The sequence below is a fragment of the Modicisalibacter coralii genome, assembly GCF_004117855.1.
Lineage (GTDB): Bacteria > Pseudomonadota > Gammaproteobacteria > Pseudomonadales > Halomonadaceae > Modicisalibacter > Modicisalibacter coralii.
Genome location: NZ_QWBW01000006.1, coordinates 214,476 through 241,316, shown reverse-complemented (window position 1 = coordinate 241,316; position 26,841 = coordinate 214,476). Strand labels below are relative to the sequence as shown.

The following is a 26,841-nucleotide window of genomic DNA, read 5'->3' as shown; positions in this document are numbered from 1 at the left end:
GCGTCGGCGATTTCCGGTATCCTTGGCCGATGGCCCGTGTCGGGCGCCACGATCAGCCGCGGTCCCGCTGCGGGCCGTCAATTCCGGGAGTGCCATGCGACTCGATCTCGACAACGAATCCCTGCCGCTGCTGGGCATCGCCGCCTGGAGCGGGACCGGCAAGACCACCCTGATCGAGGCCCTGCTGCCGCGATTGCGTGCCGCCGGGCTCGCCGTGGCGGTGATCAAGCACGCCCACCACGACATCGAGGTCGACCGGCCGGGCAAGGATAGCCATCGCCTGCGGATGGCGGGTGCCGCGCCGATGCTGGTCGCCTCGCGGGAACGCCTGGCGCTGACCATGGAAACCCCCGATCGGGCGGCGCCGGACCTTGCCCGGCTGATCGACCAGGTGCGTCCGTTCGAGCCCGACCTGGTGCTGATCGAGGGCTTCAAGCGCTGGCCGTTGCCGCGGCTGGAACTGTACCGGGCGTCGCTGGGCCAACCGATGCTGGCCGTCGGGGACCCCTGGGTCCGGGCGCTGGCCAGTGACGCCGCCGTCGAACTGCCCCCGGGAGTGACGCGTCTCGAACTCGACGACATCGAGGCGCTGGCCCGCTACATCGCTGCCTGGCCGGCACGCTGGCCGGCGTGCCGTCATCCGCGCGGGGAGGTCCCGGCATGACTCTGTCCTGTTTCGACCTCGGCGAACGGCTTCTGAGTGTCGAGGAGGCCCAGGCGGCGCTTGGCGAGTTGACGCCCGCCCCGCTGGGCACGGAGACGCTCGATCTGGCCGTCGCGCTCGACCGGGTACTGGCCGAACGCGTGTCGTCGCCGATCGACGTCCCCCAGAACACCAATTCGGCCATGGACGGCATCGCCGTGGCCTGGACGGGCAGCGAGACGTTGCGGCTGGTCGGCGAGGTGCTGGCCGGCTCGCGCTTCGCCGGGACGCTCGAGGCCGGCGAGGCGGTCACCATCACCACCGGGGCGCCGCTGCCGCGCGGCGCGGACAGCGTGATCATGCGCGAGCAGCTGGACATCGATGCCGCGACCGCGCGGGTGCGGGTCCGCGAGCCCGATACCGTGCGACGCGGCCAGAACGTGCGTCAGGCCGGGGAGGACATCGCCCGCGGCAGCCTGGCGGTGGCCGCCGGCACCCGGCTCAGGCCGCAGCACCTGGGATTTCTGGCCTCGCTGGGGCGCGCGCGGGTGACGGTCCATCGCCGGCCGCGCGTGGCGCTGTTCTCGACCGGGGACGAGGTCACCGCGCCGGGGGCGACGCTACCCGACGCCGGCATCTTCGACGCCAACCGCTTCTCGCTGCGCGGCCTGATCGAACGGCTCGGCGGCGAGGTAGTCGACCTGGGCATTCTCGCCGACGACTGCCGGGCGATTCACGACGCGCTCGAGGCGGCCGTGCGCGATGCCGACATGGTGATCACCAGCGGCGGTGTGTCGGTGGGCCAGGCGGACTGGGTCAAGATGGCGCTGCAGCGTCTGGGCCGGCTGGGCTTCTGGCGTATCGCCATGCGCCCGGGCCGGCCGCTGGCGTTCGGCGTGCTGGGCCCACGCGAGGTGCCGTTCTTCGGCCTGCCGGGCAATCCGGTGTCGGCGATGGTGACCTTCCTGCAGTTCGTCCAGCCGTTGCTGCGCCGCCTGCAGGGCGAAACGGCCTGGCGTGCCCGGCGACTGGTCGCCGTGGCCGACGAGCCATTGTCGAGTCGCGCCGGGCGGGTCGACTTCCACCGTGGCATCTATACGGGCGGTCCGGACGGTCGACTGTCCGTGACGACCACCGGGCCCCAGGGGTCGGGCATGCTGTCGTCGATGCTGGCCGCCAACTGCCTGATCGAAATCGACGCCGCGCGGGACCACGTCGCCGCGGGCGATACCGTGACCATTCAACCCTTCGGGGAACTGACATGAGCCTGACTCATCTCAACGCACGCGGCGAGGCCCACATGGTCGACGTCGGCGACAAGGCCACGACGCAGCGCGAGGCGGTGGCCTCGGGGCGCGTCCACATGCGCCCCGAGACCCTGGCATTGCTTGCCGAAGGCGGTCTGCCCAAGGGGGACGTGCTGGCTACCGCGCGCATCGCCGGTATCCAGGCGGCAAAACGCACCCATGAATTGATCCCGCTGTGCCATGCTCTGGCGCTGACCAAGGTCACTGTCGACTTCGATCTCGACGAGGCATCGAGCTGCGTCGAGGTCTCGGCGACGTGCCGCCTGGCCGGACGGACCGGGGTCGAGATGGAGGCGCTGACGGCGGTCTCGGTGGCCTGTCTGACGCTCTATGACATGTGCAAGGCCGTCGACAAGGCGATGATCATCGGCGACATCCAGCTCGAGTCCAAGCGGGGCGGCAAGTCGGGCGACTATACGCGTGCCGAGTCATCGGAACCGCTTGCCGGGGGCCGTGAGGCGGCACCCATCGTTACCGGCGAATGCCAGGAAGGCTGCATCGAGGTCACGCCGCGCACCGGCGAGCCCGTGATTCGCGTCAAGTGCCTGGCGGAGTTGCGCGAGCGGCTGGGGATCGGCGAGCTGGACATGCCGCTGGAACGGCTGCGCTCCAGTGACGTCGCCGGGCTCAAGGCGGCGCTGGCCGAGCGTGACCCGCGCTTTGCGCTGCTCGCCGAGCGGCGCGTGCTGTGTGCCGTGAATCAGGTGATGAGCGGTGAGGAGACCCAGCTCACCGATGGTGACGAGGTGGCCTTCTTTCCGCCGGTGACCGGAGGTTGAGCATGATTCGTATCCAGACCGAACCGTTCGACCCGGGCGTCGAGCAGGCGGCATTGCTCCGCCGGCGTCATGACATCGGGGCGGTCGTCTGCTTCACCGGCCTGGTGCGGGACTTCAACGAATCCCCGGATGTCACGGCGCTGACGCTCGAGCATTATCCCGGCATGACCGAGGCCTCCCTCGGCGAGATCGTCGCCGAGGCCGGGTGTCGCTGGGCGCTCGATGGCGTGCGCCTGATCCACCGGGTCGGACGCCTCGAACCCGGCGACCCCATCGTGCTGGTCGCGGTGGCCAGCGCTCACCGCCGTGCGGCCTTCGAAGCCTGCGATTTCATCATGGATTATCTCAAGACACGTGCGCCGTTCTGGAAGAAGGAACACACCACGCACGGCCACTATTGGGTGTCCGAACGCGATACCGATCACGCCGCCGCCAGGCGTTGGGAGGAAAGATGACGGCATTGATCGACGACTTTCAGCGAGCCGTTCGCTACGTGAGGATTTCGGTCACCGACCGCTGCGACTTCCGCTGCGTCTACTGCATGAGCGAGGAGATGACGTTCCTGCCGCGCGAGCAGGTATTGACGCTGGAAGAACTGGCCCTGGTGGCACGGGCCTTTACCGAGCTGGGGGTCGAGAAGATCCGGCTGACCGGCGGGGAACCGCTGGTTCGCCGCGGCATCACCGATCTGGTCGACGAGATCGGCCGGCTCGACGGACTGCGCGATTTCACCATGACCACCAATGGCGCCGGGCTCGGCAAGCATGCCCGGTCGCTGCGCCAGGGCGGGCTCGATCGGCTCAATGTCAGCCTCGATTCACTGGATCCCGAGCGTTTTCGGCGACTGACCCGCACCGGTAACCTCCAGCGGGTGATCGATGGCATTCGTGCCGCCCAGGATGCCGGCTTCGAGCGCATCAAACTCAATGCCGTGATTCTCAAGGGGCGCAACGACGACGAAGTGCTCGATCTGGTCGACTTCGCCCGTCGCGAACGACTCGATATCAGTTTCATCGAGGAGATGCCGCTGGGCGATGTTTCCGACCATTCGCGCGGCGAGACCTACTGCTCCAGCGACGAGGTCCAGCGGCTGATCGAAACGCGATACACCCTGATTCCGACCACCGAGTCGACCCTGGGGCCGTCGCGCTATTTTTGCATGCCCGGCAGCCAATCACGGGTCGGGTTCATCTCGCCGCACAGTCACAACTTCTGCGCGACCTGCAATCGTGTCCGGGTCACGGTCGAAGGGCGCTTGCTGCTGTGTCTGGGCAATGAACACTCGGTCGATTTGCGCTCGGTCATGCGGCGTTACCCCGGTGACATCGAACCCCTCAAGGAGCGCATCATCGCGGCCATGCCCCTCAAGCCCGAGCGCCATCATTTCTCCACCGATGGCGACGTCCAGGTCGTACGATTCATGAACATGACGGGTGGCTAATTGCCACTCGCCTCTTTCTCCTCCTGAAAAACTCGTGATCGCCGATGCCGGTGTCGTTCAACGATACCCGGCAATCAACTTCACTTGCTTATTACCTGCTCACGAATATACTTTTTACATTCCCATGCCGTTTTGGGTTTTTTACATCGCTTTGAATGGAGGAGGATGATGTCCAGCGAATCCTTGGAAAAGATTGCTCGCAACAAGAATGTGGCGCGAGCAGCCGCGCGTCAGTTGAGCATGGAACAGTTGCACAAACTGGCGGAAGTCATCGGCGAGGTCATTGAGCAGAAGCAGGAAGAAGAGCGGCGTCGTCAGGAAGAGGAGTCGGTCAAGGCGCGTAAGCTGGAAGAAATTCGCGAAGCCATCAACGATGCGGGTCTGTCGCTCGACGATCTGGTTTCCGAGCAGCCCAAGCGGCGTCGTGGTCGTCCCCCCAAGAACGAAAAAGCCTGAGTGTCGGGCCCATGCCCCGGTGACGAATCGCTTCGTTGCCGGGGCGCCCCAGGCCGGGAAAAAGCGGACGTCGACGTCCGCTTTTTTTCGTGCCGGCGGGACGGGCAGTGTCGACTGTGACGAAAGGGCGGGGCGCCCCGGAGCGGGCGTCAGCTGAAAGCCTCGGCGGCCGAGAGTTGCAGGTGTACCGCGGGCGGCCGACGCATATGGTCCGCGAGCCAGTGCCGCAGGCGTGCCTTGAGCTGGGCGCGCAGTTCGGCCAGCGTTTCGCTGTCCGATTGTTCGAGGGTGTCGTCGAGCCAGACGACGAACGCGGTTTCATCGAGCGGTGACGGGCCGCTGTAGTCCAGCAGCAGCCGACCCACGCGCTGCCAGCCCCCGGATTCCATGGCGATCACGGGCAGTACCAGGTGCAGATCGCCATCGCGGGCATGGCGGTCCTGGGGGGCGCTCTCCAGATCGCGGAGTGAATGCACGTTGTCCTGATGTACGATACGGGGCGTCAGGGCGATGTGTCGCTCCACGCTCAGTCCCTGTCTGTCGAGGCGGATCAGATCCCCGTTACCGGGTAGCAGCGGGGCGTCGATGCCCAGTTCCTCGGCGATCTCCCGATGAGCCTGCTGGTGACGGTGTTCGCCGTGCACGGGCAGCAGTCGGCGCGGCCGGACCCATTCGTAGAAGGTGCGCAGCTCGTCGCGTGCCGGATGACCGGAGGCATGCAGTGCCGGGTACCGGGATTCTTCCAGGACCGTCACGTCGAGGTGGCGCAGGCCGCGCTGCAGGCGCTCGATATGGCGTTCGTTGCCGGGGATCGCCTTGGCCGAGAAGATCACCGTGTCGCCGGGCTGGAGTTCCAGGTCCGGGTGGGCGTGGCGGGCCAGGCGCGACAGCGCGGCACGCGGCTCGCCCTGGCTGCCGGTGGCGATGATCAAAACCTCCTCGGCCGGCAGGTAGCCCATGTCGCGGACCGGCACGAGGGGCGGGAAATCCTCGAGATAGCCCAGGCTCCGGGCGATGCGCACCATGCGCTCCATCGAACGCCCCATCAGGCCGACGCGACGTCCGCAGCGTTTCGCCGCCCTGCCCAGCGCCAGCACCCGCGCCAGGTTGCTGGCAAAACACGAGACGATCACCCGTCCGGGGCATTCGGCCAGGGTGGTCTCGAGGGCGCGGGCCACGTCGCCTTCGCTGCCCGACCAGCCGGGTTGCAGGGCATTGGTGGAATCGCCCACCAGCAGGTCGACGGGGGCGATGGCGCGAAAGCGGGTCTCGTCGACCGGCTCACCGATCAGCGGCTCGGGGTCGAGTTTCCAGTCGCCGGTGTGCAGGACGCGGTGTTGCGGCGTGGACAGCAGCAGCGCGCAGCTCTCGGGAATCGAATGGGTCACCGGCAGGTAGCGCAGCATGAACGCGCCGCACTCCAGGGCATCGCCGGGCTCGACGACATGGATCGCCTCGCTCGACAGGCCGCGCTCGTGAAACTTGGCGCGCAGCAGACCGGCGGCGAGCGGCGTGGCGTAGACCGTACAGCCCCACTGCGGCCACAGCCAGGCGGCGGCGCCGATGTGATCCTCGTGGCCGTGGGTGATGACCAGCGCTCGCGGCACGATGCCCAGGCCCGACAGCGGCTCGATATCGGGGACTTGCAAGGGGCCGTCGGGGAGGTCCTGACGAATCATCATCCCGCAATCCACCGCCAGCCAGTCGTCGCGATAGCCGTAGAGATTGAGGTTCATGCCGATTTCGCCGCTGCCTCCCAGCGGGAAGAAATACAGCGGTGGGCGCGGGCGGGGACGGACATGGACTCGGGAGTGCAGCATTATCGACACGGTATCGTCATGGAGATTGCACTATACGGGATGGCCCGCCGGGGCCACAACGAACGTGAGGGAAACGCTGCCTAAATAGCTGCGCGGGCCAATCACTTCGTTGTGCGGTGCTGGAACGCCAGCCCGGTCGGAATCCTCACCTATACCCCATAGGCTCCGGTTCCTGTGCGCCGTACGCCTCGTGCTTGACACCGCTCGCTGATTTATTCAGCGCTTCCTTAGCCAAGCGGCGGCGATTCGTTACAATGTCGCCTCTTCATCATCGCCTCTTCAGCCGATTCAACGGATCATTCATGGCTCATTTCTATCGTCTCGTCGTTTCCTGCCCCGACCGCGTGGGTATCGTGGCTCGCGTTTCCGGTTTCATCGCCGCCCAGGGCGGCTCCATTACCGAAGCCAATCAGCATTCGGACCTGGCCACCGGGCGTTTCTTCATGCGCTACGAGATCCGTTTCGATTCGCCGAGCGACGCCGCGGCATTGAAAGCGGCCTTCGAGCCGATCGCGGACAGCTTCGAGATGACCTGGGCGCTCAACGACATTGCCCGGCGCAAGCGCGTGGTGCTGATGGTCTCCAAGGCATCGCACTGCCTGGTCGACCTGCTGTATCGCTGGAAGACCGGCGAACTCGATTGCGAGATTCCCTGCGTGATTTCCAACCATGACGATCTGCGCCCCCTGGTCGAATGGCACGATATCCCCTTCCATCATGTGCCGGTCGATCCGCTCGACAAGGCCAGCGCATTCGCCGAGACCCAGCGACTCATCGAGGCGGTGGACGCGGACAATGTGGTACTGGCGCGTTACATGCAGATCCTGCCGCCGTCGCTGTGCGAGCGCTACGCCGGTCGGGTGATCAATATCCACCACAGCTTTCTGCCCTCGTTCGCCGGGGCGCGTCCCTACCATCAGGCCTACGACCGTGGCGTCAAGCTGATCGGTGCGACCTGCCATTACGTCACCCAGGAACTCGACGCCGGGCCGATCATCGAACAGGACGTGCATCGTATCTCGCACTGTCATACCGCCGAGGATCTGGTGCGTTTCGGGCGCGACATCGAGAAGGCTGTCCTGGCTCGCGGGTTGCGCTGGCACCTGCAGGACCGGGTGCTGATCCACGGCAACAAGACGGTGGTCTTCGCCTGAAAACCCGCGTGTTCGCGCCCGTACTCAAGCCACTGAAGTGCGGGCGTGGTGATGCCGTCCGCTCGCCGCCCGGTCAGGAAAACAGCGTCAACTGACGGGCATCCTCGGGCGGGCGCAGGCGGACCCCGACGCCCAGCAGACGCACCGGGCGACTGCCGCGCGCCCAGGCCTCGTCGAGCAGCCTGGCATAATGCCCGGGATCGACGCCGTGGCCGGGCGCCTCGAGGGTGGTCAGGGTGAAGTCGTTGAAGCGCACCTTGACGAAGACCCCCTTGATCGCCGGATTGCCGTGACGTTCGAGGCGCGTCTCGAGGCGGGTGATGAGCTCGGGCAGGGCGGCCTGGCAGGCCGCGAGATCGGGCAGGTCGTGGTGGAAGGTGTTCTCGGCGCTCACCGACTTGCGTTCGCGCTCGACCCGTACCGGGCGTTCGTCGATGCCGCGGGCGAGTTCGAAGAGGCGGCGGCCGAACTTGCCGAACGTGTCGATCAGCGATTCCAGCGGCCAGGTCTTCAAATCGGCGCAGGTGCGGATACCCAGGGCCTCGAGACGGGCCGCGGTGGCCGGGCCCACGCCGTGCAGCTTGGCGACGGGCAGGGCGGTGATGAAGTCGTCGACGGCCTCGGGGGTGATCACCGTCAGGCCGTCGGGCTTCTCCCAGTCGCTGGCGATCTTGGCGAGAAACTTGCTGGGTGCCACGCCCACCGACACCGTGATACCGGTGCGCTCGAGCGCTTGTTGCTTGATCCAGCGGGCCATCCAGGTGGCGCTGCCGCGAAAGCGCTCCACCTCGCTGACGTCGAGATAGGCCTCGTCGAGCGACAGGGGCTCCACCAGCGGGGTGAGTTCGTGGAAGATCGCCTGAATCGCCTGCGAGACCGCGCGATAGCGGGGAAAGTCCGGCGGCAGCACCGTCAGGCCGGGGCACAGGCGCAGTGCCCGCGCGGTGGGCATCGCCGAGCGCACGCCGAAGGCGCGCGCCGGATAGTTGCAGGTGGCGATCACGCCGCGCTGCGCAGTGGTGCCGCCGATGGCCAGGGGGATATCGCGCAGGGCCGGGTCGTCGCGCATCTCCACGGCGGCGTAGAAGCAGTCGCAGTCGGCATGCAGGATCTTGCGCATGCGCGGACGATCGCCTCAGCCGAGCGCCTGGCCGTTGCCGCCGCGAATCACGCCCACCCCGACACCCTCGATTTCCAGGTGATCGTGGCGCAGGTCGACCTCGATCGGCGCGAAGTCGGCGTTCTCGGGCAGCAGGGTGACGCGATGTCCCTCGCGGCGAAAGCGTTTGACGGTGACGTCGTCCTCGAGCCGGGCGACCACGATCTGGCCGTCGCGGACCCGATCGGTGCGGTGCACGGCCAGCAGATCGCCCTCGAAGATCCCCACGTCGCGCATCGACAGCCCGCGCACCCGCAGCAGATAGTCGGCGCGGGGCGAGAAGAAGTCCGGCGACAGCGGGCAGTAGCGATCGATGTGCGCGGCCGCGAGGATCGGGCTGCCGGCGGCGACCTCGCCGACGATCGGCAGGCCGCTGTCGAGCTCGGCCTCGGCGGCGGTGGCCGGTTCCGTTTCCTGTGCCGGCAGACGGATACCGCGTGAGGTGCCGGGGATCATGCGGATCGCCCCCTTGCGATCGAGCGCGCGCAGATGCTCCTCGGCGGCATTGGGAGAGCGAAAGCCCAGGGCGCGGGCGATTTCCGCACGGGTCGGCGGATACCCCAGCTCGTTCATGGTCTTGACGATGAAGTCGTAGACGTTCTGCTGGCGCGGGGTGAGTGAGCGGGTCATGCGGCCTCCGCTGGTCGCTGGAATCGAAGCTGTGGCTGGGCGTGTGGTTAAGTATACAGCATGGAATTGTATCCAGTAATTCTCGCCGGGGAAATCAGGGGCGGTACGAAACCTCGTCGAGTTCGGTCAGTTTGCCTACCCAGCCCAGTCACGGCGATCCGATGCGTTTGAAACAGCTTGGATTGTTGTCACTGTGTAAGCAGCGTAGAATTTCGGAAATGTTTTAAACAATCGTTTATAAGCAAGCAGAGATATGCCATGGCCCAGACCGATACGGTGACCCGCATCCTCAATACGGCCGAGGTGCTGTTCGCCGAGCGGGGATTCGCCGAGACCTCGCTACGCAACATCACCAGCAAGGCCAAGGTCAACCTGGCGGCGGTGAACTATCACTTCGGTTCGAAGAAGGCCCTGATCCAGGCGGTCTTCGCCCGCTACCTGGACCCGTTCACCGAACGTTTCCACGCCACCCTGGATGCGCTCGAGGCGGAGTACCACGGCAAGCCGATCCCGCTCGAGGTCCTGCTCGAGAACATGGCCCGCACGGTCCTCGAGGTGCCGGCCGAGCGCAACAGCCTGAAGGTCTTCATGCGTCTGCTCGGGCTCGCCTATACCCAGGCCCAGGGGCATCTGCGCGGCTACATCCAGCAGCACTACGGCAGCGTCTTCACCCGCTTCGCCGAACTGGTGCGCCGGGCCACGCCGGAGTTGCCGGACGCCGAGCGTTTCTGGCGGTTGCACTTCATGCTGGGCACGGTGATCTTCACGCTGTCGGGGCTCGACGCCCTGCGCGACATCGCCGAGCAGGATTACGGTGAGCACGTCAGCGTCCGTGAGCTGATCCGTCGCCTGCGACCGGTGGTCGTGGCGGGCATGAACGCACCCCTTCCCGAGCCGCCCCAGGCGTTGGCGGGGTGAGCATGCGCACGCCCCGACTCGATGAATTGCCGCCCGAGGCGGGCCCCTGGCTCGAGGTCGATGTCGAACGCCAGTGCCTGACGCTGTGGCGGGGGCGCGAGGCGCTCGAGACCCATGCGGTGTCGACGGCCGCCGCCGGCCCGGGGCAGCGTGAGGGCAGCGGCGGTACGCCGCTCGGCTGGCACTACGTGCGGGCGGTGATCGGCGGCGACCAGCCCCTGGGCAGTGTCTTTCGCGGACGTCGGCCCACCGGGGAGATCTTTTCACCGGCGCTCGCCGAGGCCCATCCGGGGCGCGACTGGATCCTGTCGCGCATCTTCTGGCTGTGCGGCCTGGAGCGCGGTATCAATCGTGGCGGTGTCGTCGACTCGCAGCGCCGCTATATTTACCTTCACGGCACCCCGGGCAGCGAGCCGATGGGCCGTCCGGCGTCCCACGGCTGCATCCGTGCCCGGGATGCGACGCTGGAGCGTCTCGTCGCGTTCGCCGAGCCGGGGACGCCGGTATGGCTGCATGACTGACGGCAATGGCTGTTGCTCGGCGACGCCATTGGTCTAGAATCGGCTCCCTTCACAGCCAAGGACATCGACCATGACCCAACCGATCGGTCCGGTGATGCTGGATCTCGAAGGCACCACCCTGACCCGTGCGGAGCGGGAACTGCTGGCGCGACCCGAGGTGGGCGGCGTGATCCTCTTCTCGCGCAACATTGTCGACGCCGCTCAGGTGCGCGAACTGTGTGCCGCGGTGCGCGGCGTGCGCAGCGATCTGCTGCTGGCCATCGACCAGGAAGGCGGGCGTGTCCAGCGCCTGTGCGAGGGCGTCACGCGCTTGCCGTCGATGGGCCGACTGGGGCGCTGTTATCCGGACGATCCACAGCGCGCGCTGCAGTTCTGCCACGATGCGGGCTGGCTGCTGGGGCTCGAGATGGCGGCATGCGGGCTGGACCTGACCTTTGCGCCGGTGCTCGATGTCGATACCGGCCTTTCCAGCGTGATCGGCGATCGCAGCTTCGCCGCCGACCCGCAGGCGGTGGCGGCGATGGGCGGGGCCTTCGTCGAGGGGCTGCACGAGGCGGGCATGGTCGCGGTGGGCAAGCATTTCCCCGGCCATGGTGGGGTGGCCGCCGATTCCCACCGCGAGCTGCCGGTCGATGCGCGGCCGCTGGACGCGCTGCGCCAGCACGATCTGATCCCCTTTGCCGCCCTGGCCGGGCGCCTCGAGGGGGTGATGCCGGCGCATGTCGTCTACTCGGCCTTCGACAGCCGGCCTGCCGGATTCTCGCCGAACTGGCTGGGCATGCTGCGCGAGGAGCTGGGCTTCAAGGGCGCGATCTTCTCCGACGATCTGTCCATGGCCGGGGCGCATGTCGCCGGCGGACCCGCCGCACGCGCGCTGGAGGCGCTCAAGGCCGGCTGCGACATGGTGCTGGTGTGCAACGATCGCCAGGCCGCGCTCGAGGTCGTCGAGGCCTGTACGGGACACGCCTCCAAGCGGCCGGCCAAGCTGCGTTACGGTCGGGCACGCCCCGAAATCGACTCGTTGCCGGCGCTGAGTCGCTGGCGGCGGATTCACGCGCGCCTCGAGGCGCTGGTCGAGACGCCACCGGGTAACCCGCAGGATCGCTGAGCATGCTGGAACTGCTGTCGCCCCTCGAGCAATGGGTCGAGACGCGCACGGGCCTGCCGGCGCCGCTGGTGACGCCGGCGGTGATCCTGGTGGTCGCGCTGGCCGCCGACCTGTTCACCCGACTGGTCATCTGGCGCTCCGTCCATCTGCTCGAGAAGACCCGCAATCGCTGGGACGACACCCTGCTGCTGGCCTTGCGGCGCCCGCTGTGGGTGAGCATCTGGGGGATCGCGGTGATCGCCCTGGCGGCGCTCGCCGCCCAGCGGCTGGACAACGCCTGGCTGACCGGGCACGCGCCCACCGCCCTCTGGCTGTTCGTGCTGGTGATGATCGGCTGGTTCGGGATTCGTCTGACCCGGCAGATCGAGCGGCGTCTGGTGTTCCCGCCGGCGCGGCATCCCGGCACGCCGCTGGATGCCTCGACGGCGTCGGCGATCAGCAAGCTGGTGGGGGCGACGATCCTCACCCTGGTCACGCTGGCCGCCCTGCAGGCGCTGGGCATGTCGCTGTCGGGGCTGCTGGCCTTCGGTGGCGTCGGCGGTCTGGTGGTCGGGTTCGCGGCGCGCAACGTGCTGGCGAATTTCTTCGGGGGGCTGGCGATCCACCTCGACAACCCGTTCAAGGTCGGCGACTGGATCTGCTCGCCGGACCGCGAGATCGAGGGCGTGGTCGAGGATATCGGCTGGCGCCTGACACGGATTCGCACCTTCGACTCGCGGCCCTTGTACGTGCCCAACATGATTTTCGGCTCGATCGCGGTGGTCAATCCCTCGCGGATGCTCAACCGGCGCATCCACGAGAGCGTCGGCCTGCGCTATCGGGATCTCGACCGGATCGGCGACGTGGTGGGGCGTATCCGCACGATGCTCGAGCAGCACGAGGGCATCGATCGGGACAATCTGCTGCTGGTCAATTTCCAGACCTATGGCGCCTACTCGCTGGATATCCTGATCCATGCCTACACCCGCACCACCGACTGGGGCGAGCACCAGGCGATCAAGCAGGAGGTGCTGCTGCGCGTCGCCGACATCGTCGACGAGGCCGGCGCGGCGATCGCCATGCCCGCGCGGGAGTTGCACATGGCCGATCCCTTTCCCGGACAGGCGTCCGCGGCGGACGACCGGGAACCCAACCAACAAGAGGCGCGCACGCATCCCACGCGCGGCGAACGCCCGCCTTCCACGCTGGATACATCGCGCCGCCAGTCCGCTCCCGAGGAGCGTCGCGCTCGCGGCCCCCTAGCCAGAGATACCGACCAGGATGCCGATGTCTGAATTCGATACCCACCACCACGATTCGCTGAACGCCATGCGCGAGATCATGGACAACGCCGACTGTCTGATCACCCAGGAGGACGTCGAGATGGCGCTGGATCGCATGGCCGCCTCGATCACCGAGGCGCTGGGCGACACCTTGCCGGTCTTCTACTGCGTGATGAACGGTGGGCTGATCACCACCGGCCATCTGCTGACCCGCCTGGGCTTTCCGCTCGAGGTCGACTACCTGCACGCTACCCGTTACCGCGGCGGGTTGCGGGGTGGCGAGCTGTTCTGGCGCGTCTCGCCGGAGATCCCCATGGCCGGCCGCCACGTGGTGATCGTCGACGACATCCTCGACGAGGGGGCGACGCTGGCGGCGATACTCGATTACTGTCACGAGGCGCAGGCGGCCAGCGTCTCCACCGCGGTGCTGGTGGACAAGCGCCACGAGCGCAAGGCGGTACCGGGGCTCAAGGCCGATTACTGCGGCCTGGAGGTCGAGGACCGTTACGTGTTCGGCTTCGGCATGGACTACAAGGGCTACTGGCGCAACGCGCCGGGCATCTTCGCGCCCAAGGGGCTGTAATAGAAGCGGCAGCAACGCAAGCGGCGTTCAGCGCACGACCATCAGCGAGGTGACAGCATGCTGGCGATCATCGGCGGTACCGGTCTCACCGCCTTGCCCGGGCTGGAAGTGATCAAGCGCCATTCGGCGGAAACGCCGCTGGGGGCGGCGTCGGCGGGAGTCGTCCAGGGCGCGCTGCAGGGCCGTGAGGTGCTGTTCCTGGCGCGTCATGGTCACCCGCACAAGCTGCCGCCGCACCGCATCAATTACCGGGCCAACCTCTGGGCGCTCAAGCAGGCCGGGGCCTCGGGCATCGTCGCCGTCAATGCGGTGGGCGGTATCGACCCGGCCCTGGCGCGGGGGGCCCTGGTCGTGCCCGATCAACTGATCGATTACACCATGGGGCGTGAATCGAGCTATTTCGATGGCCGTTTCAAGCCGATGAAGCACATCGATTTCTCCTGGCCCTACAGCGAGACGTTGCGTGAACGCCTGCTCGAGGCCGGCGCCACCGCGGGTGAGCCGCTGGAGGACGGGGGCGTCTACGGCTGTACCCAGGGGCCGCGGCTGGAGACCGCCGCCGAGATCGCCCGCATGGCGATGGATGGCTGCCGCCTGGTGGGCATGACCGGCATGCCCGAGGCGGCGCTGGCCCGGGAGCTGGAGCTTGCCTATGCCTCGCTGGCACTGGTGGTCAATCCGGCCGCGGGGGTGAGCGATCGCGAGATCGACATGACCGACATCGATGCTGTCGTGGCGGCGGGGATGGCGCGGGTGCGGCGCGTCATCGAAGCGTTGCTCGCCTGAGCCACGAGCCGGTGTCGATTGACGCCGGCTCGATGATTGTTGCTTCACTGTTGCCGCAGCCCGCAGCCCGCAGCCCGCAGCCCGCAGCCCGCAGCCCGCAGCCCGCAGCTCGCAGCCGTTAGAGCCCCAGTTCGTGGGTGGCCACCTCGCGCATCTTGAACTTCTGGATCTTGCCGGTGACGGTCATCGGGAAGGCATCGACGAACTTCACGTAGCGCGGCACCTTGTAGTGGGCGATACGGCCCTGGCAGAAGGCCCGCAGCGCCTCCTCGTCGAGGTCGGCACCGTCGACGAGCTTGACCCAGGCCATCACCTCCTCGCCGTATTTCTCATCGGGGACGCCGATCACCTGGACGTCGGAGATCGCCGGGTGGGTATAGAGAAAGTCCTCGATCTCGCGCGGATAGATGTTCTCGCCGCCGCGGATGATCATGTCCTTGATACGACCGACGATCGCTACATAGCCGTCGTCGTCCATCTGCGCCAGGTCGCCGGTATGCATCCACCCGGCGGCGTCGATCGATGCCTCGGTGGCCGCCGGGTTGTCCCAGTAGCCGAGCATCACGCTGTAACCGCGGGTGCACAGTTCGCCGCGTTCGCCACGCGGCACGATGCGCCCGGTGGACGGATCGATCAGCTTGACCTCCTGGTGAGGGTGGATGGTGCCGACAGTGGTCACGCGCTTGTCGAGCGGCGCATCGGTCTGGGTCTGCAGGCTCACCGGGCTGGTCTCGGTCATGCCGTAGCAGATGCTGACTTCCTTCATGTGCAGCTTGTCGATCACCTGACGCATCACCTCGATCGGGCAGATCGAGCCGGCCATGATCCCGGTGCGCAGCGACGAGAGATCGAAGCGGGCGAACTCGGGATGCTCGAGTTCGGCGATGAACATCGTGGGTACGCCATAGAGAGCGGTAGCCCGCTCCTCGGCGACCGTGGTCAGCGTGGCCAGGGCGTCGAAGCCTTCGCCGGGGTAGATCATCGCCGCGCCGTGGGTCATGCAGCCCAGGTTGCCCATCACCATGCCGAAGCAGTGATACAGCGGTACCGGGATCACCATGCGATCCTCGGCGGTGAGGTTGATCCGCTCGGCGACGAAGAAGCCGTTGTTGAGAATGTTGTGGTGCGACAGCGTGGCGCCCTTGGGCGCGCCGGTGGTCCCCGAGGTGTACTGGATGTTGATCGGCTCGTCGAACTGCAGCGAGCCCTGCAGCGCTGCCAGGCGGTCGGCATCGACGGCGTCGCCTTGCGCCTGCAGGGCGTCCCAGGTGAGCATGCCGGGCAGCGCCCAGTCGTCGTCGAGACATACCACGCGCGCGAGCTCGGGCAGGCGTTCGCCGGCCAGATCGCCATCGTGGGCGGCGTTCAGCTCGGGCACCAGTTCGGCGATCATGTCGGCATAGCGCGAGGTCTTGAAGGCCCCCTGCAGGATCAGGGTCGAGGTACCCGACTGACGCAGCGCGTATTCCAGCTCATGGGTGCGATAGCTGGGGTTGATGTTGACCAGGATGGCACCGATCTTGGCGGTGGCGAACTGCGTGATCGCCCATTCGGCGCGGTTGGTAGCCCAGATCCCCACCCGGTCGCCCTTGGCGACGCCGACGGCGAGCAGGGCGCGGGCCGTCCGATCGACCGCCGCCTTGAGCGTTGCCCAGGTGTAGCGCAGGCCCTGATGACGGCTGATCAGGGCCTCGCGATCCGGGTAGCGTGCCACGGTGGCATCGAAGCAGTCGCCGATGGTTTCGCCCTTGAGCGGCAGGTGGCCGATACCGCTGAGATAGCTGACCGGGGGCCGGTTGCTGGGCTGGGGCTGGCTGGCTTGGCGTGTCATCTCGTGATTCCTGCTTGTTGTTGTCCGCAAAGGGAAGCATCGTCGATGGGCGTAGGCTTCAGGCGTCGGCCCGCTGCCGGGCCAGGGCATCCAGCGACTCGCGGCAGCGCGCTTCGACGTCGTCGAGTTCGTGCTGCAGAGCGCGGATGTCCTCCATCTGGCGCTCGAGGGCCTGGCGCTTGTCGGCGAGGATGTCGAGCATGCGCTGCAGCTGGCGCTCGTCGCCGTCCGGCGCCTGATCGTAGAGCTGGATCACCTCGCGAATCTCGGCCAGCGAGAAGCCCAGCCGCTTGCCGCGCAGGGTCAGCTTGAGCCGCACCCGATCCTTGTCGTGGTAGACCCGGGTCTGGCCGCGCCGCTCGGGCTCGAGCAGGCCTTCCTGTTCGTAGAAGCGGATGGTTCGCGGGGTCACCGCGAAGCGCTTGGCCAGTTCCCCGATAGTGTAGGTGCGGCGATGGCGGGCGTCCTCCTGCCGGGAAGTGCGGGACGGGCGTGTGTCGGGCATGCGGCTATCCTCGGTTCGATGGCGAAGGTGTCACCGGGATCGAAGCGCTAGGCTAAATGGCATTGACGTTTACGTAAAGTAGACCATAAGTCGTCTTGTCGAGCGGCCACGCGCTGCTAGGTTGATAGCGAATCGGCCGGAGGAGACGACCATGGACTTTTCCCTCAGTGACGACCAGCGGGCCCTGCAGGATGCCGCGGCGGACTTCGCCAGGGCGGAACTCGCGCCCCATGCGGCCGAGTGGGATGCGACCGCCCATTTCCCGGTGGACGTCATCAAGCGCGCCGGCGAGGCGGGCTTTCTGGCGCTCTACGTCGCCGAGGACCACGGCGGCCTGGGGCTGTCGAGGCTCGATGCCTCGCTGATCTTCGAGCAGCTCGCTCAGGGCTGCGTGTCGACCACCGCCTACCTGACCATCCACAACATGGCGACCTGGATGCTGGCCGAGTGGGGCAGCGAGGCGTTGCGCGAGACCTGGATGCCGTCGTTGGTCGTCGGCGAACGTCTGGCATCGTATTGCCTGACCGAGCCCGGGGCAGGCTCCGATGCGGCGAACCTGCGTACCCGTGCGGTGTGCGATGGCGACGACTACCGGATCACCGGCAGCAAGATGTTCATCTCCGGTGCCGGTGCCACCGACCTGCTGGTGGTCATGGCGCGCACCGGCGAGCCCGATTCAGGGGCCTCGGGGGTGTCGGCCTTCGTGGTTCCCGCCGACAGTCCCGGCATCGAGTACGGCAAGAACGAGGACAAGATGGGCTGGAAGAGCCAGCCGACCCGGCTGGTCAGCTTCGACGACGTCAGGATCCCGGCGGGCAATCGCCTGGGCGCGGAGGGCGAAGGTTTCAAGCTGGCCATGCGCGGGCTCGACGGCGGCCGCCTGAACATCGCCAGCTGTTCGCTGGGGGCGGCCCAGCAGGCGCTGACGCTGTCCCGCGATTACCTGCACGAGCGCCAGCAGTTCGGCCGCGAGCTGGCGGCCTTCCAGGCCTTGCAGTTCAAGTTCGCGGACATGGCCACCGACCTCGTCGGCGCCCGGCTGATGGTGCGCCATGCCGCCTGGCAACTCGATCGCAAGGACCCGCAGGCGAGCGCGCACTGCGCGATGGCCAAGCGCCTGGCGACCGACGTCGGTTTTGCCGTGTGCAACGAGGCGCTGCAACTCCACGGCGGCTACGGTTACATCAAGGAGTATCCGCTCGAACGTCTGGTTCGCGACACCCGGGTTCATCAGATCCTCGAGGGCACCAACGAGATCATGCGCGTGATCACCGCCCGCCGCCTGTTCGAGCCCGGTGCGCTCGAGGCACTGCAGTGAGTCGGGGGAAGAAAATGCCTCATCCGTTCCAGTCCCACCGGGAGATGATTGTCTCATGACCGAACCGCTCGTCCATTTCGAGGAACTCACCGGCCACGGCGATGCCCGGCTGGGCATCGCCAGGCTCGAGGCGCCACGCTCGCTCAATGCCCTGTCGCTGAGCATGATCGAGCGGCTCGAGGCCCAGCTCGAGGCCTGGGAGGCGGACCCGGCGATCGCCGCGGTCTGGCTCGAGGGCAGCGGCGACAAGGCCTTCTGTGCCGGCGGCGACGTGGTCGCCCTGTATCACGCCATGAAAGGGGATGCGCAGACGCCCGGCGATGACTTTCCGACCCGCTATTTCACCGCCGAGTACCGCCTCGACTACCGCATCCATACCTATCCCAAGCCGCTCGTGGTATGGGGCGACGGTATCGTCATGGGCGGCGGCCTGGGGCTGATGGCCGGGGGCAGTGAACGGGTGGTCACCGAGACCTCGCGGATCGCCATGCCGGAGATCACCATCGGCCTGTATCCGGACATCGGCGCGAGCTGGTTTCTCAATCACATGCCCAGCGGGGTGGGGCGCTACCTGGGGCTCACCGGTGCCCAGTTGAACGCGCGGGATGCTTTGTCTCTGGGGCTGGCGGACCGTTTCATTCCCCGCGAGCGTCGCGATGCGCTCATCGTCGCCCTGCGCGAGGCGGACCTGAGCCGGCCCGCGGCGGCGGTCGCCGAGGTGCTCGGCCGCTTCGAGCATCGCGAGCAGGCGCCGCCGGGCCAGGTGCTGGCGCACTTCGACACCCTCCAGGCGCTGGTCGACGTCGCCGATGTCGCCGAGGCCGTGCGGCGGATTCTCGACGATACCCGCGACGATGCCTGGCTCGCCGCCAATCGCGCGCGGCTGGCCGCCGGCTGTCCGGTGACGGCCTATCTGGTCTGGGAGATGCAGGCGCGTCACCGTCACACCAGCCTGGCGGACGCCTTCCGCGACGAGCTGAACCTGTCGGTGCAGTGCACCCGACACGCCGATCTCGCCGAAGGCGTCCGTGCCCTGCTGATCGACAAGGACAAGCAGCCACGCTGGTCGCATCGCGACGTCGCCGCGGTGCCGCGCGCGGATGTCGACGATTTCCTGGCGCCCTTGTGGGCACCGGAGGAACATCCGTTACGAGCTCTCTGAGCGCGCCTTTGCGAAGGTCCGGCGCGGGGGCAAGGCGTGCGAAGTCCGCCATTCACAACAACCAGCAAAGGAACACGTCATGCAAATCGCATTCATCGGCCTGGGCAACATGGGCGCTCCGATGGCCGTCAATCTGGTCAAGGCCGGGCATTCGGTGATGGTCTTCGATCTGGTGGAGGCGGCCATGCAGGTCGTCGAAGAGGCCGGTGCGCGGCGTGGCGCCTCGGCGCGCGAGGCCGCCGAAGGTGCCGAGGTCGTGGTATCGATGCTGCCCGCCGGCGAGCACGTCAAGGCGCTGTATCTGGGCGGCGACGACCAGCCCGGCCTGCTCGACGAATTGACCGAGCGGCCGCTGCTGATCGATGCCTCGACCATCGCCCCCGAGGACGCCCGCGAGGTGGCCGGGGAGGCCGCCCGCCGCGGTCTGAGCTATCTGGACGCGCCGGTGTCGGGTGGCGTCGGCGGCGCCAGGGCCGGGACCCTGACCTTCATCGTCGGCGGCAGCGACGCGGGCTTCGCCCAGGCCCGACCGGTGCTCGAGGCGATGGGCAAGAACGTCTTCCACGCCGGCGACAGCGGTGCCGGTCAGGTCGCCAAGATCTGCAACAACATGCTGCTCGGCATCCTCATGAGCGGTACCGCCGAGGCGCTCGCGCTGGGCGTCAAGAACGGCCTCGAGCCGGCGGTGCTCTCCGAGATCATGAAGCAGAGCTCCGGCGGCAACTGGGCACTCAACGTCTACAATCCCTGGCCGGGGGTGATGGAGCAGGCGCCGGCCTCCAACGACTACCAGGGCGGCTTCCTGGTCGACCTGATGAACAAGGACCTGGGCCTGGCGACGAATCTGGCCCTGGCGTCGCGTGCGCCGATCCCCATGGGCGGGCAGGCGCGCAATCTCTATGCCCTGCATGCCAGCCAGGGCAGCGGCCGGCTGGATTTCTCGAGCATCCAGCGGTTGTATCGCGCCGGCGAGGAGGGCGAGACATCGTGACGTCCCGCATCATGGGGGTCGCCGAACTGGTGGCCCAGGCCGAGCGCGAGATCGAGACGCTGAGCGTCGACCAGGCATTGGCGCTGCACGGCCGCGACGGTGTCACCTTCGTCGACATTCGCGACGTGCGCGAACTCGCCCGCGAAGGACGCATTCCCGGCGCCGTGCACGCGCCGCGCGGCATGCTCGAGTTCTGGGTCGATCCGGCCTCACCGTATCACCGCGAGGTGTTCGCCAGCGGCGACCGCTTCGTGCTGTTCTGCGCCCTGGGGCAACGCTCGGCGCTGGCCGTCCAGCAGTTGCAGCGCATGGGGTTCGGCCCGGTGTGCCACATCGGCGGCGGTTTCAGCGCCTGGCGCGAGGCGCGGGGGCCGGTCGCGCGAGATGGCGATTGAACGCCGTCGCTGGACTTCTATCCTGAGGGGAGTGGTTTAACCGACCCTTGAGGAGACGATTCCATGGCGAAGGTATTGCTCGCGGTGGCCGACGGAAGCGAGGACATCGAGACCGTCACCCTGATCGACGTGCTGCGGCGCGCCGATGTCCGGGTCACGGTGGCATCGGTGATGGCGGAGGCGACCGTGACGCTGTCTCGCGGCACGCGGCTGGTCGCCGACACCCGGCTCGAGGCGCTGGACGAGGACGCGGACTTCGATGCCATCGTCCTGCCCGGCGGCATGCCGGGGGCCGAGCACCTGCGTGACACCGGACACCTGACCGCGTTGCTGCAACGTCAGCGCGATGGCGGCGGCTGGATCGCGGCGATCTGTGCCGCGCCGGGCATCGTGCTGGCGCGGCACGACCTGGTGCGCGGCCACGTGGTCACCGGCTACCCGGCCTTTCAGGCCGCGCTGGAAGACGCCGGCGGTCACCTGTCCCAGCAGCCGGTGGTCGAGGACGGCCGGCTGCTGACCAGTCAGGGGCCGGGGACGGCGATGGCCTTCGCCCTGCATCTGGCGCGCCTGCTGGTCGACGATGCCACGGAGCGGCGGATCGCCGAAGGCTTGTTGATGGAGCTGGCCGGGCAGTATTGAGCGGCCGGCGTCAGCGCGGGCTGAAGCGCCGCTGCAGGCCGGTTTCGGCGATCAGGCGGGTGGATATCTCCTCGATCGAGAAGCGCGTGGTATCGATGTAGGGGATGTGGTGGCGCTTGTAGAGCGCTTCGGCCTGCTGGATCTCCTGCAGGCACTGGTCGATGGAGCAGTAGCGGCTGTTGGGGCGGCGCTCGCTGCGAATCGCCGCCAACCGGCGCGGGTCGATGGTCAGACCGAACAGCTTGTGACGGTGGGGTGCCAGGGCGCGGGGCATCTTCAGCATGCCGTCCTCGTCCAGGTCGTCCTCGGTGAGCGGGTAGTTGGCGGCGCGAATGCCGAACTGCAGGGCCAGGTAGAGCGACGTGGGCGTCTTCCCGCAGCGCGAGACACCGATCAGGATCACGTCGGCGGTGTCGTACTGATGGATCCGCGCGCCGTCGTCGTTGTCCAGCGCGAAGTGCACCGAGTCGATGCGGTGCATGTAGACGTCGTCCTGGCCGATGGCGTGGGTGCGGCCCACCGAATAGGACGAATGGACGTTGAGTTCCTCCTCCAGTGGGGCGAGAAAGGTGGTGAACACGTCCACCTTGAAGCCCGGCGCCCGGCTGATGATCTCGCGGATCGCCTGATCGACGATGGTGTCGATGATGATCGGCTTCTCGCCGTCGCGCACCGCGGTGGCCTCGATCACCGCGGCCAGGTTCGCGGCTTTCTCGGTGGAGTCGATGTAGGGCTTGGTGACCATGCGGATCTCGAGACTGGCGAACTGGGCGAGCAGGCTGCGGCCCAGGGTCTCGGCGGTAATGCCGGTGCCGTCGGAGATGAAGAAAGCGGTGCGGGTCATGCCGGGATTCTCGCGGGAAGTTCGCGATATTGTCGCGGTTCGCGGGAGGGGCGACAACCGAGTTCGCTGGCCCGACTACAGGAAAGCACCGCAAACGCCCGGTGTTGTAAAAATACTCCAGTGACTTCGCTATTAGACTAATGGCTAATAAGGGGTCGTCTTGGTACCGTGTCGTCCATCTGGCAAGCACGGCGCACCCGGCGCCGGCACCGCATTGGATCAAGGGGGTCTCTTGGAACACTACATCGAATGGTTCGATCGCCTGGGCATGGACGACGTCGATCGGGTGGGCGGCAAGAACGCGTCACTGGGTGAAATGATCTCCAATCTCGCCGATGCCGGTGTCACCGTGCCCGGCGGTTTCGCCACCACGGCCCACGCCTATCGTCAGTTCCTTGCCCACGAGGGGCTCAACGAGCGCATCAACGCCGCACTCGCCAGGCTCGATGTCGACGATGTCGGCGAGTTGACCCGGGTCGGGCGCGAGATTCGCCAGTGGGTCATCGACACCCCCTTGCCGCCGGAATTCGAGGCCGCGCTGCGCGAAGCCTATCGCGAGCTCGAGTCGCGCCATGCCAACCTCAAGGTCGCGGTGCGCTCGTCGGCGACCGCCGAGGATCTGCCCGATGCGTCCTTCGCGGGCCAACAGGAGACCTTCCTCAATATCGAAGGCTTCGACAACGTCAAGCGTGCCGTCCACGAGGTCTTCGCCTCGCTGTTCAACGACCGCGCCATCTCCTACCGCGTGCATCGTGGCTTCGATCATGCCCAGGTCGCGCTGTCGGCGGGGATCCAGAAGATGGTGCGCTCCGAAACCGGCGCCGCCGGGGTGATGTTCACCCTCGACACCGAATCCGGCTATCGCGATGCGGTGTTCGTCACCGGTTCCTGGGGTCTCGGCGAGACCGTCGTCCAGGGGGCGGTCAACCCCGACGAGTTCTACGTCCACAAGCCGACCCTGGCCGCCGGACGCCCCGCCGTGCTGCGCCGCACGCTGGGGTCCAAGCTGATCAAGATGACCTACACCGACGAGGCCTCGGCGGGCAAGTCGGTGCAGACCGTGGACGTGCCGCTGGGCGATCGGGCCCGCTTCTGCATCAGCGACGAGGATGTCATGGCGCTGGCCCGGCAGGCAGTGATCATCGAGCAGCACTACGGCCGGCCGATGGACATCGAGTGGGCCCGCGACGGTGATGACGACAAGCTCTACATCGTCCAGGCGCGTCCCGAGACCGTGGTCTCCAATCAGGAGGGCGGCAAGCTCGAGCGCTTCCAGTTGAAGGAGAAGGGGCGCCAGCTGATCGCCGGTCGGGCGATCGGCCAGCGCATCGGCAGCGGCGCCATCAAGGTGGTCGAGTCCACCGAAGAGATGGACAAGATCAATCCCGGCGACGTGCTGGTCACCGACATGACCGACCCCGACTGGGAGCCGGTCATGAAGCGCGCCTCGGCGATCGTCACCAACCGCGGCGGGCGCACCTGCCACGCGGCGATCATCGCCCGCGAACTGGGCATCCCGGCGGTGGTGGGTTGCGGCGATGCCACCGAGGTCCTCGAGGAGGGCCGCGAGGTCACCGTCTCCTGCGCCGAGGGTGACACCGGCCACGTCTACGACGGCCTGCTCGACTACGACTGCAAGACCACCAGCGTCGACAGCATGCCGGAGCTGCCGTTCAAGATCATGATGAACATCGGCAATCCCGACCGCGCCTTCAACTTCGCCGGTCTGCCCAGTGCCGGGGTCGGCCTGGCGCGTCTCGAGTTCATCATCAACCGCATGATCGGCGTACACCCCCGGGCGCTGATCGATTACGCCACCCTGCCCACCGATCTCCAGCAGATCATCGACGTGCGTACCGCCGGTTACGACGACCCGGTCTCCTTCTACGTCGACAAGCTGGTCGAGGGCATCTCGACCCTGGCGGCCTCGTTCCATCCCAAGCGGGTGATCGTGCGCCTGTCGGACTTCAAGTCCAACGAGTACGAGAACCTGATCGGCGGCAAGCTCTACGAGCCGGGTGAAGAGAACCCGATGCTCGGCTTCCGCGGCGCCTCGCGCTACATCTCCGAGGACTTCCGGCCCTGCTTCGAGCTGGAGTGCCGCGCGCTCAAGCGTGTCCGTGACGAGATGGGGCTCGACAACGTCGAGATCATGGTGCCGTTCGTGCGCACCCCGGAGGAGGCCCGCCAGGTCGTCGACCTGCTCGCCGCCAACGGCCTGAAGCGTGGCGAGCGCGGCCTCAAGGTGATAATGATGTGCGAGCTGCCGGCCAACGCGCTGCTCGCCGAGGAATTCCTCGAACACTTCGACGGCTTCTCGATCGGTTCCAACGACCTCACCCAGCTGACGCTCGGCCTGGATCGCGATTCGGGGATCGTGGCGCACCTCTTCGACGAGCGCAATCCGGCGGTCAAGAAGCTGCTGTCGATGGCCATCGCCGCCTGCCGGGCGCAGGGCAAGTACGTGGGGATCTGCGGCCAGGGGCCGTCGGACCATCCCGACCTGGCCAAGTGGCTGATGGAGCAGGGTATCGACTCGGTGTCGCTGAACCCCGATGCGGTACTCGAGACCTGGTTCATGCTGGCCGGCGAAACCCTGGGCTGAGCCTCACGACGCAACACCTCCCCCTGCCCGGTCTCGCGAGAGGCCGGGTTTTTTTCGTCCTGGATTCGGGGACGCCCTCAAGAGTGTAGCCAGCTGCGCAGCTTCAACAGCAGCAACTCGCCGTCGCTGAGATCGTCGCGCTCGCGCAGCACCTCGCGAAGCAGGGCCGGTCGGTCGGTGATGATGTTGTCGACGCCCAGGTCGATCAACCGGGCCATCTGCCGGCGATCGTTGACCGTCCAGGCATGCAGGGCGTAGCCGCGGCGATGCGCGGCCTCGACGCTGTGTTCGGTGATGCGGTTGTAGCGCAGCCCGAGGGCGTCGATGGGCCCCAGGTAGAGCCCGCCGCGAACCAGGAACTGGGCGAACAGGGTGGTGCGCAGTGTCGGGGCGCGGCGCTCAACGGCGGCAATCGCCCGCGACGAGAGCGAGGCGATGACGATCTCGTCGTAGCGCTCCCGCGGCAGGCGCTCGAGGACGGCGTCGACCAGCGCCTCGGCATTGCCGCCCACCGGCTTGAGCTCGATGTAGAGCTTGACCCGACCCCGGGTCGCGTCCAGCACCTGGCTCAGCGACGGAATGCGCTGCCCGCGATAGGCGTCGCCGAACCAGCTGCCGACATCGATGCGCTGGATGTCGGCCCAGGCCATCTCGCTGATGCGCTGCGATGAACCGATGAGACGGCGCAGGCTGTCGTCGTGGGAGACCACCACCCGATCGTCCGCGGAGAGGCGCACATCGAATTCGATGTAATCCGCGCCGTCGGCGATCGCTCGATCGAAGGCCGCCAGGGTGTTTTCCGGTGCCTGGGCGGCGCTGCCACGGTGCGCGGTGACCGTGACCGTGTCGTGGATCTCGAAGCTGTTGAGTACCGACCACGCCTGCCAGGCGGCGAACGCCAGCACCAGGGCCTCGGCGCCCCACGCCACCCAGGCCGGATGATCGTGCGAGGTCGGGGTCGGCGGCCGCGGTCGGCGGTGGGCCAGGCGCAGATAGACGCAGCCGCCGAGCAGGCTGTTGATCGCCGCCCCGATGAAGGTCGCCGTCAGGGCCAGCAGGCCGTAGAGCGTGAGATAGCCGAGCATCGCCGGCATGAGCACCGCCACCCGCTCGGGCAGCCACCACAGCAGCGGCGTGAACAGGGCGTCGAACAGGGCGGACGCCGCTACCGGCAGGGCGATGATCAGCACCGCCGGGAGCGCGACGGGCAGCAGCAGGGGACGGTGGCGGCCCCGGGTCAGCGTCCGGCTGCGCCTCAGGGCGTTCAGGGCGGAGCGATCCTCGAGCATCAGCACCGCCAGCGCCTGAGACCAGCGCAGATGGAGGCTGGCCGCTGCCCACAACCAGAGCAGCAGGGGGGCGATGCTCGCCGCGAGGAAGCCCCACAGGGCCGGCGGATGGGTCTGGGAGATGACATAACTCTCCATGTCGCCCAGGCACAGCTGGTAGAGCCCGGTCAGCGCCAGGATCATCGGCAGGGCGATTGCGACCTGGGCGCCGGTCTGTACCAGGGTCAGCAAAGTCAATCCCGGCAGGCGGCGGCCGACGCCCCACAGGGCTTCCAGGGCGAGGCGGTAGCGATTGGCGGCGGGGCGGGTCACCACCAGCAACATGCCGGCCTGCTGCAGTACCAGCAGCAGGCTGGCGAGACCGATCGCCACCAGCATCCAGAGCAGTCCCAGCGGGGTGAGGATGGTGTCGAGGAGTTGCGTGCCGGTGAGCAGCGGACGGCCCAGCCGCTTGAGCAACGCCGCCAGCAGCGTGGCGCCGATCGGCAGCAGGAGCGTCGTGGCGAGCAGGGTGAAGAAGAGCTGGTAGGCGACCAGCGGCCGCCAGTGTTCGCGCAGGGAGCGACCGACTGCCAGCCCCAGGGCGCGGGGCGCCAATGCGCCGGAGGTTGTCTCGAGCATGCCTTCAGACTGTCACCGTTCCCGGGGCGCTGGCAAACCCGTCCACCTGGCCGGCGGACGCGGTGCCCCGGGAT

Annotated in this window: 26 protein-coding genes; 19 read left to right on the top strand and 7 right to left on the bottom strand. The window is 67.3% G+C overall.

The genetic code is table 11. The features are described 5' to 3' along the window. The first annotated feature begins 94 nt into the window (after positions 1 to 94). The 6 genes from mobB to D0901_RS01615 all read left to right on the top strand — a co-directional run bounded on the left by mobB (position 95) and on the right by D0901_RS01615 (position 4,626). The gene (gene mobB, locus D0901_RS01640) at positions 95 to 664 is read left to right on the top strand and encodes a molybdopterin-guanine dinucleotide biosynthesis protein B (protein WP_129138541.1); all 570 of its coding nucleotides are present in this window, start codon (positions 95 to 97) and stop codon (positions 662 to 664) included. After that, the gene (moeA, locus tag D0901_RS01635; protein ID WP_129138540.1) at positions 661 to 1,908 is read left to right on the top strand and encodes a molybdopterin molybdotransferase MoeA; all 1,248 of its coding nucleotides are present in this window, start codon (positions 661 to 663) and stop codon (positions 1,906 to 1,908) included. The genes mobB and moeA overlap by 4 nt, the downstream gene beginning before the upstream one ends. After that, positions 1,905 to 2,729 carry a cyclic pyranopterin monophosphate synthase MoaC gene (moaC, locus tag D0901_RS01630; RefSeq protein WP_129138539.1) on the top strand — a complete coding sequence of 275 codons (825 nt, stop codon included), beginning with the start codon at positions 1,905 to 1,907 and terminating at the stop codon, positions 2,727 to 2,729. Before moeA ends, moaC begins: the two co-directional genes overlap by 4 nt. 2 nt (positions 2,730 to 2,731) lie before the next feature. Further along, positions 2,732 to 3,184: a molybdopterin synthase catalytic subunit MoaE gene (gene moaE, locus D0901_RS01625; protein WP_129138538.1), complete on the top strand. Its 453-nt coding sequence runs from the start codon at positions 2,732 to 2,734 to the stop codon at positions 3,182 to 3,184. After that, positions 3,181 to 4,170: a GTP 3',8-cyclase MoaA gene (moaA, locus tag D0901_RS01620; RefSeq protein WP_129138537.1), complete on the top strand. Its 990-nt coding sequence runs from the start codon at positions 3,181 to 3,183 to the stop codon at positions 4,168 to 4,170. The genes moaE and moaA overlap by 4 nt, the downstream gene beginning before the upstream one ends. 168 nt (positions 4,171 to 4,338) lie before the next feature. Then, positions 4,339 to 4,626: an H-NS family histone-like protein gene (locus D0901_RS01615; RefSeq protein ID WP_129138536.1), complete on the top strand. Its 288-nt coding sequence runs from the start codon at positions 4,339 to 4,341 to the stop codon at positions 4,624 to 4,626. A gap of 149 nt (positions 4,627 to 4,775) precedes the next feature. Here D0901_RS01615 and D0901_RS01610 read toward each other — a convergent pair whose 3' ends face one another. Continuing rightward, complete coding sequence (locus D0901_RS01610) at positions 4,776 to 6,362, bottom strand: ribonuclease J (protein WP_129138633.1); 1,587 nt, start codon at positions 6,360 to 6,362, stop codon at positions 4,776 to 4,778. Between the two features lie 386 nt (positions 6,363 to 6,748). On the opposite strand from D0901_RS01610, the gene purU reads away from it, so the two are divergent. Next, positions 6,749 to 7,600, top strand: coding sequence for a formyltetrahydrofolate deformylase (gene purU / locus D0901_RS01605; protein WP_129138535.1), 852 nt, complete (start codon positions 6,749 to 6,751; stop codon positions 7,598 to 7,600). Positions 7,601 to 7,673: 73 nt separating this feature from the next. Here the strand turns inward: purU and dinB are convergent, their stop codons facing one another. Together dinB and lexA are read right to left on the bottom strand one after the other, a co-directional pair. Continuing rightward, entirely contained in the window at positions 7,674 to 8,720 is a 1,047-nt protein-coding gene (gene dinB, locus D0901_RS01600; protein WP_129138534.1) for a DNA polymerase IV, read from the bottom strand. 15 nt (positions 8,721 to 8,735) lie between these two features. Continuing rightward, positions 8,736 to 9,389 carry a transcriptional repressor LexA gene (lexA, locus tag D0901_RS01595; protein WP_129138533.1) on the bottom strand — a complete coding sequence of 218 codons (654 nt, stop codon included), beginning with the start codon at positions 9,387 to 9,389 and terminating at the stop codon, positions 8,736 to 8,738. Between the two features lie 258 nt (positions 9,390 to 9,647). Between lexA and D0901_RS01590 the strand changes: the two genes are divergently transcribed. The 6 genes from D0901_RS01590 to D0901_RS01565 all read left to right on the top strand — a co-directional run bounded on the left by D0901_RS01590 (position 9,648) and on the right by D0901_RS01565 (position 14,567). Further along, positions 9,648 to 10,307, top strand: a complete 660-nt coding sequence (locus D0901_RS01590; RefSeq protein WP_129138532.1) for a TetR/AcrR family transcriptional regulator — start codon at positions 9,648 to 9,650, stop codon at positions 10,305 to 10,307. A 2-nt stretch (positions 10,308 to 10,309) separates the two neighbouring features. Further along, on the top strand, positions 10,310 to 10,828 hold the full coding sequence (locus tag D0901_RS01585; RefSeq protein ID WP_129138531.1) for a L,D-transpeptidase: 519 nt from the start codon (positions 10,310 to 10,312) through the stop codon (positions 10,826 to 10,828). Between the two features lie 70 nt (positions 10,829 to 10,898). Continuing rightward, a complete protein-coding gene (gene nagZ, locus D0901_RS01580) occupies positions 10,899 to 11,936 on the top strand; it encodes a beta-N-acetylhexosaminidase (protein ID WP_129138530.1) in 1,038 nt (345 codons plus the stop codon). 2 nt (positions 11,937 to 11,938) lie between these two features. Beyond that, positions 11,939 to 13,210 carry a mechanosensitive ion channel family protein gene (locus D0901_RS01575; protein ID WP_129138529.1) on the top strand — a complete coding sequence of 424 codons (1,272 nt, stop codon included), beginning with the start codon at positions 11,939 to 11,941 and terminating at the stop codon, positions 13,208 to 13,210. Next, positions 13,203 to 13,781: a hypoxanthine-guanine phosphoribosyltransferase gene (locus tag D0901_RS01570; protein WP_129138528.1), complete on the top strand. Its 579-nt coding sequence runs from the start codon at positions 13,203 to 13,205 to the stop codon at positions 13,779 to 13,781. The genes D0901_RS01575 and D0901_RS01570 overlap by 8 nt, the downstream gene beginning before the upstream one ends. A gap of 57 nt (positions 13,782 to 13,838) precedes the next feature. Next, positions 13,839 to 14,567: an S-methyl-5'-thioinosine phosphorylase gene (locus tag D0901_RS01565; protein ID WP_129138527.1), complete on the top strand. Its 729-nt coding sequence runs from the start codon at positions 13,839 to 13,841 to the stop codon at positions 14,565 to 14,567. A gap of 118 nt (positions 14,568 to 14,685) precedes the next feature. Here the strand turns inward: D0901_RS01565 and D0901_RS01560 are convergent, their stop codons facing one another. Both D0901_RS01560 and D0901_RS01555 read right to left on the bottom strand, forming a co-directional pair. Continuing rightward, a complete protein-coding gene (locus tag D0901_RS01560) occupies positions 14,686 to 16,398 on the bottom strand; it encodes an AMP-binding protein (RefSeq protein WP_129138526.1) in 1,713 nt (570 codons plus the stop codon). Between the two features lie 58 nt (positions 16,399 to 16,456). Next, positions 16,457 to 16,903 (bottom strand): MerR family transcriptional regulator, encoded by a 447-nt coding sequence (locus D0901_RS01555; RefSeq protein ID WP_129138525.1) that lies wholly within the window; start codon positions 16,901 to 16,903, stop codon positions 16,457 to 16,459. A gap of 151 nt (positions 16,904 to 17,054) precedes the next feature. Here D0901_RS01555 and D0901_RS01550 point away from each other — a divergent pair, with 151 nt between their 5' ends. The 5 genes from D0901_RS01550 to D0901_RS01530 all read left to right on the top strand — a co-directional run bounded on the left by D0901_RS01550 (position 17,055) and on the right by D0901_RS01530 (position 21,408). Further along, a complete protein-coding gene (locus D0901_RS01550) occupies positions 17,055 to 18,221 on the top strand; it encodes an acyl-CoA dehydrogenase family protein (RefSeq protein WP_129138524.1) in 1,167 nt (388 codons plus the stop codon). A gap of 55 nt (positions 18,222 to 18,276) precedes the next feature. Next, positions 18,277 to 19,383, top strand: coding sequence for an enoyl-CoA hydratase/isomerase family protein (locus D0901_RS01545; protein ID WP_129138523.1), 1,107 nt, complete (start codon positions 18,277 to 18,279; stop codon positions 19,381 to 19,383). A gap of 79 nt (positions 19,384 to 19,462) precedes the next feature. Then, positions 19,463 to 20,374 carry a 3-hydroxyisobutyrate dehydrogenase gene (gene mmsB, locus D0901_RS01540; protein ID WP_129138522.1) on the top strand — a complete coding sequence of 304 codons (912 nt, stop codon included), beginning with the start codon at positions 19,463 to 19,465 and terminating at the stop codon, positions 20,372 to 20,374. Next, positions 20,371 to 20,769: a rhodanese-like domain-containing protein gene (locus tag D0901_RS01535; RefSeq protein ID WP_233440320.1), complete on the top strand. Its 399-nt coding sequence runs from the start codon at positions 20,371 to 20,373 to the stop codon at positions 20,767 to 20,769. The genes mmsB and D0901_RS01535 overlap by 4 nt, the downstream gene beginning before the upstream one ends. A 63-nt stretch (positions 20,770 to 20,832) precedes the next feature. Beyond that, entirely contained in the window at positions 20,833 to 21,408 is a 576-nt protein-coding gene (locus tag D0901_RS01530) for a DJ-1 family glyoxalase III (protein WP_129138521.1), read from the top strand. Between the two features lie 10 nt (positions 21,409 to 21,418). Here D0901_RS01530 and ppsR read toward each other — a convergent pair whose 3' ends face one another. Further along, positions 21,419 to 22,252: a posphoenolpyruvate synthetase regulatory kinase/phosphorylase PpsR gene (gene ppsR, locus D0901_RS01525; protein WP_129138520.1), complete on the bottom strand. Its 834-nt coding sequence runs from the start codon at positions 22,250 to 22,252 to the stop codon at positions 21,419 to 21,421. Positions 22,253 to 22,484: 232 nt separating this feature from the next. Between ppsR and ppsA the strand changes: the two genes are divergently transcribed. After that, the gene (ppsA, locus tag D0901_RS01520) at positions 22,485 to 24,857 is read left to right on the top strand and encodes a phosphoenolpyruvate synthase (protein ID WP_129138519.1); all 2,373 of its coding nucleotides are present in this window, start codon (positions 22,485 to 22,487) and stop codon (positions 24,855 to 24,857) included. Positions 24,858 to 24,934: 77 nt separating this feature from the next. On the opposite strand, the gene D0901_RS01515 is transcribed toward ppsA, so the two are convergent. Next, on the bottom strand, positions 24,935 to 26,767 hold the full coding sequence (locus tag D0901_RS01515) for a glycerophosphodiester phosphodiesterase family protein (RefSeq protein ID WP_129138518.1): 1,833 nt from the start codon (positions 26,765 to 26,767) through the stop codon (positions 24,935 to 24,937). Between the last annotated feature and the right edge of the window lie 74 nt (positions 26,768 to 26,841).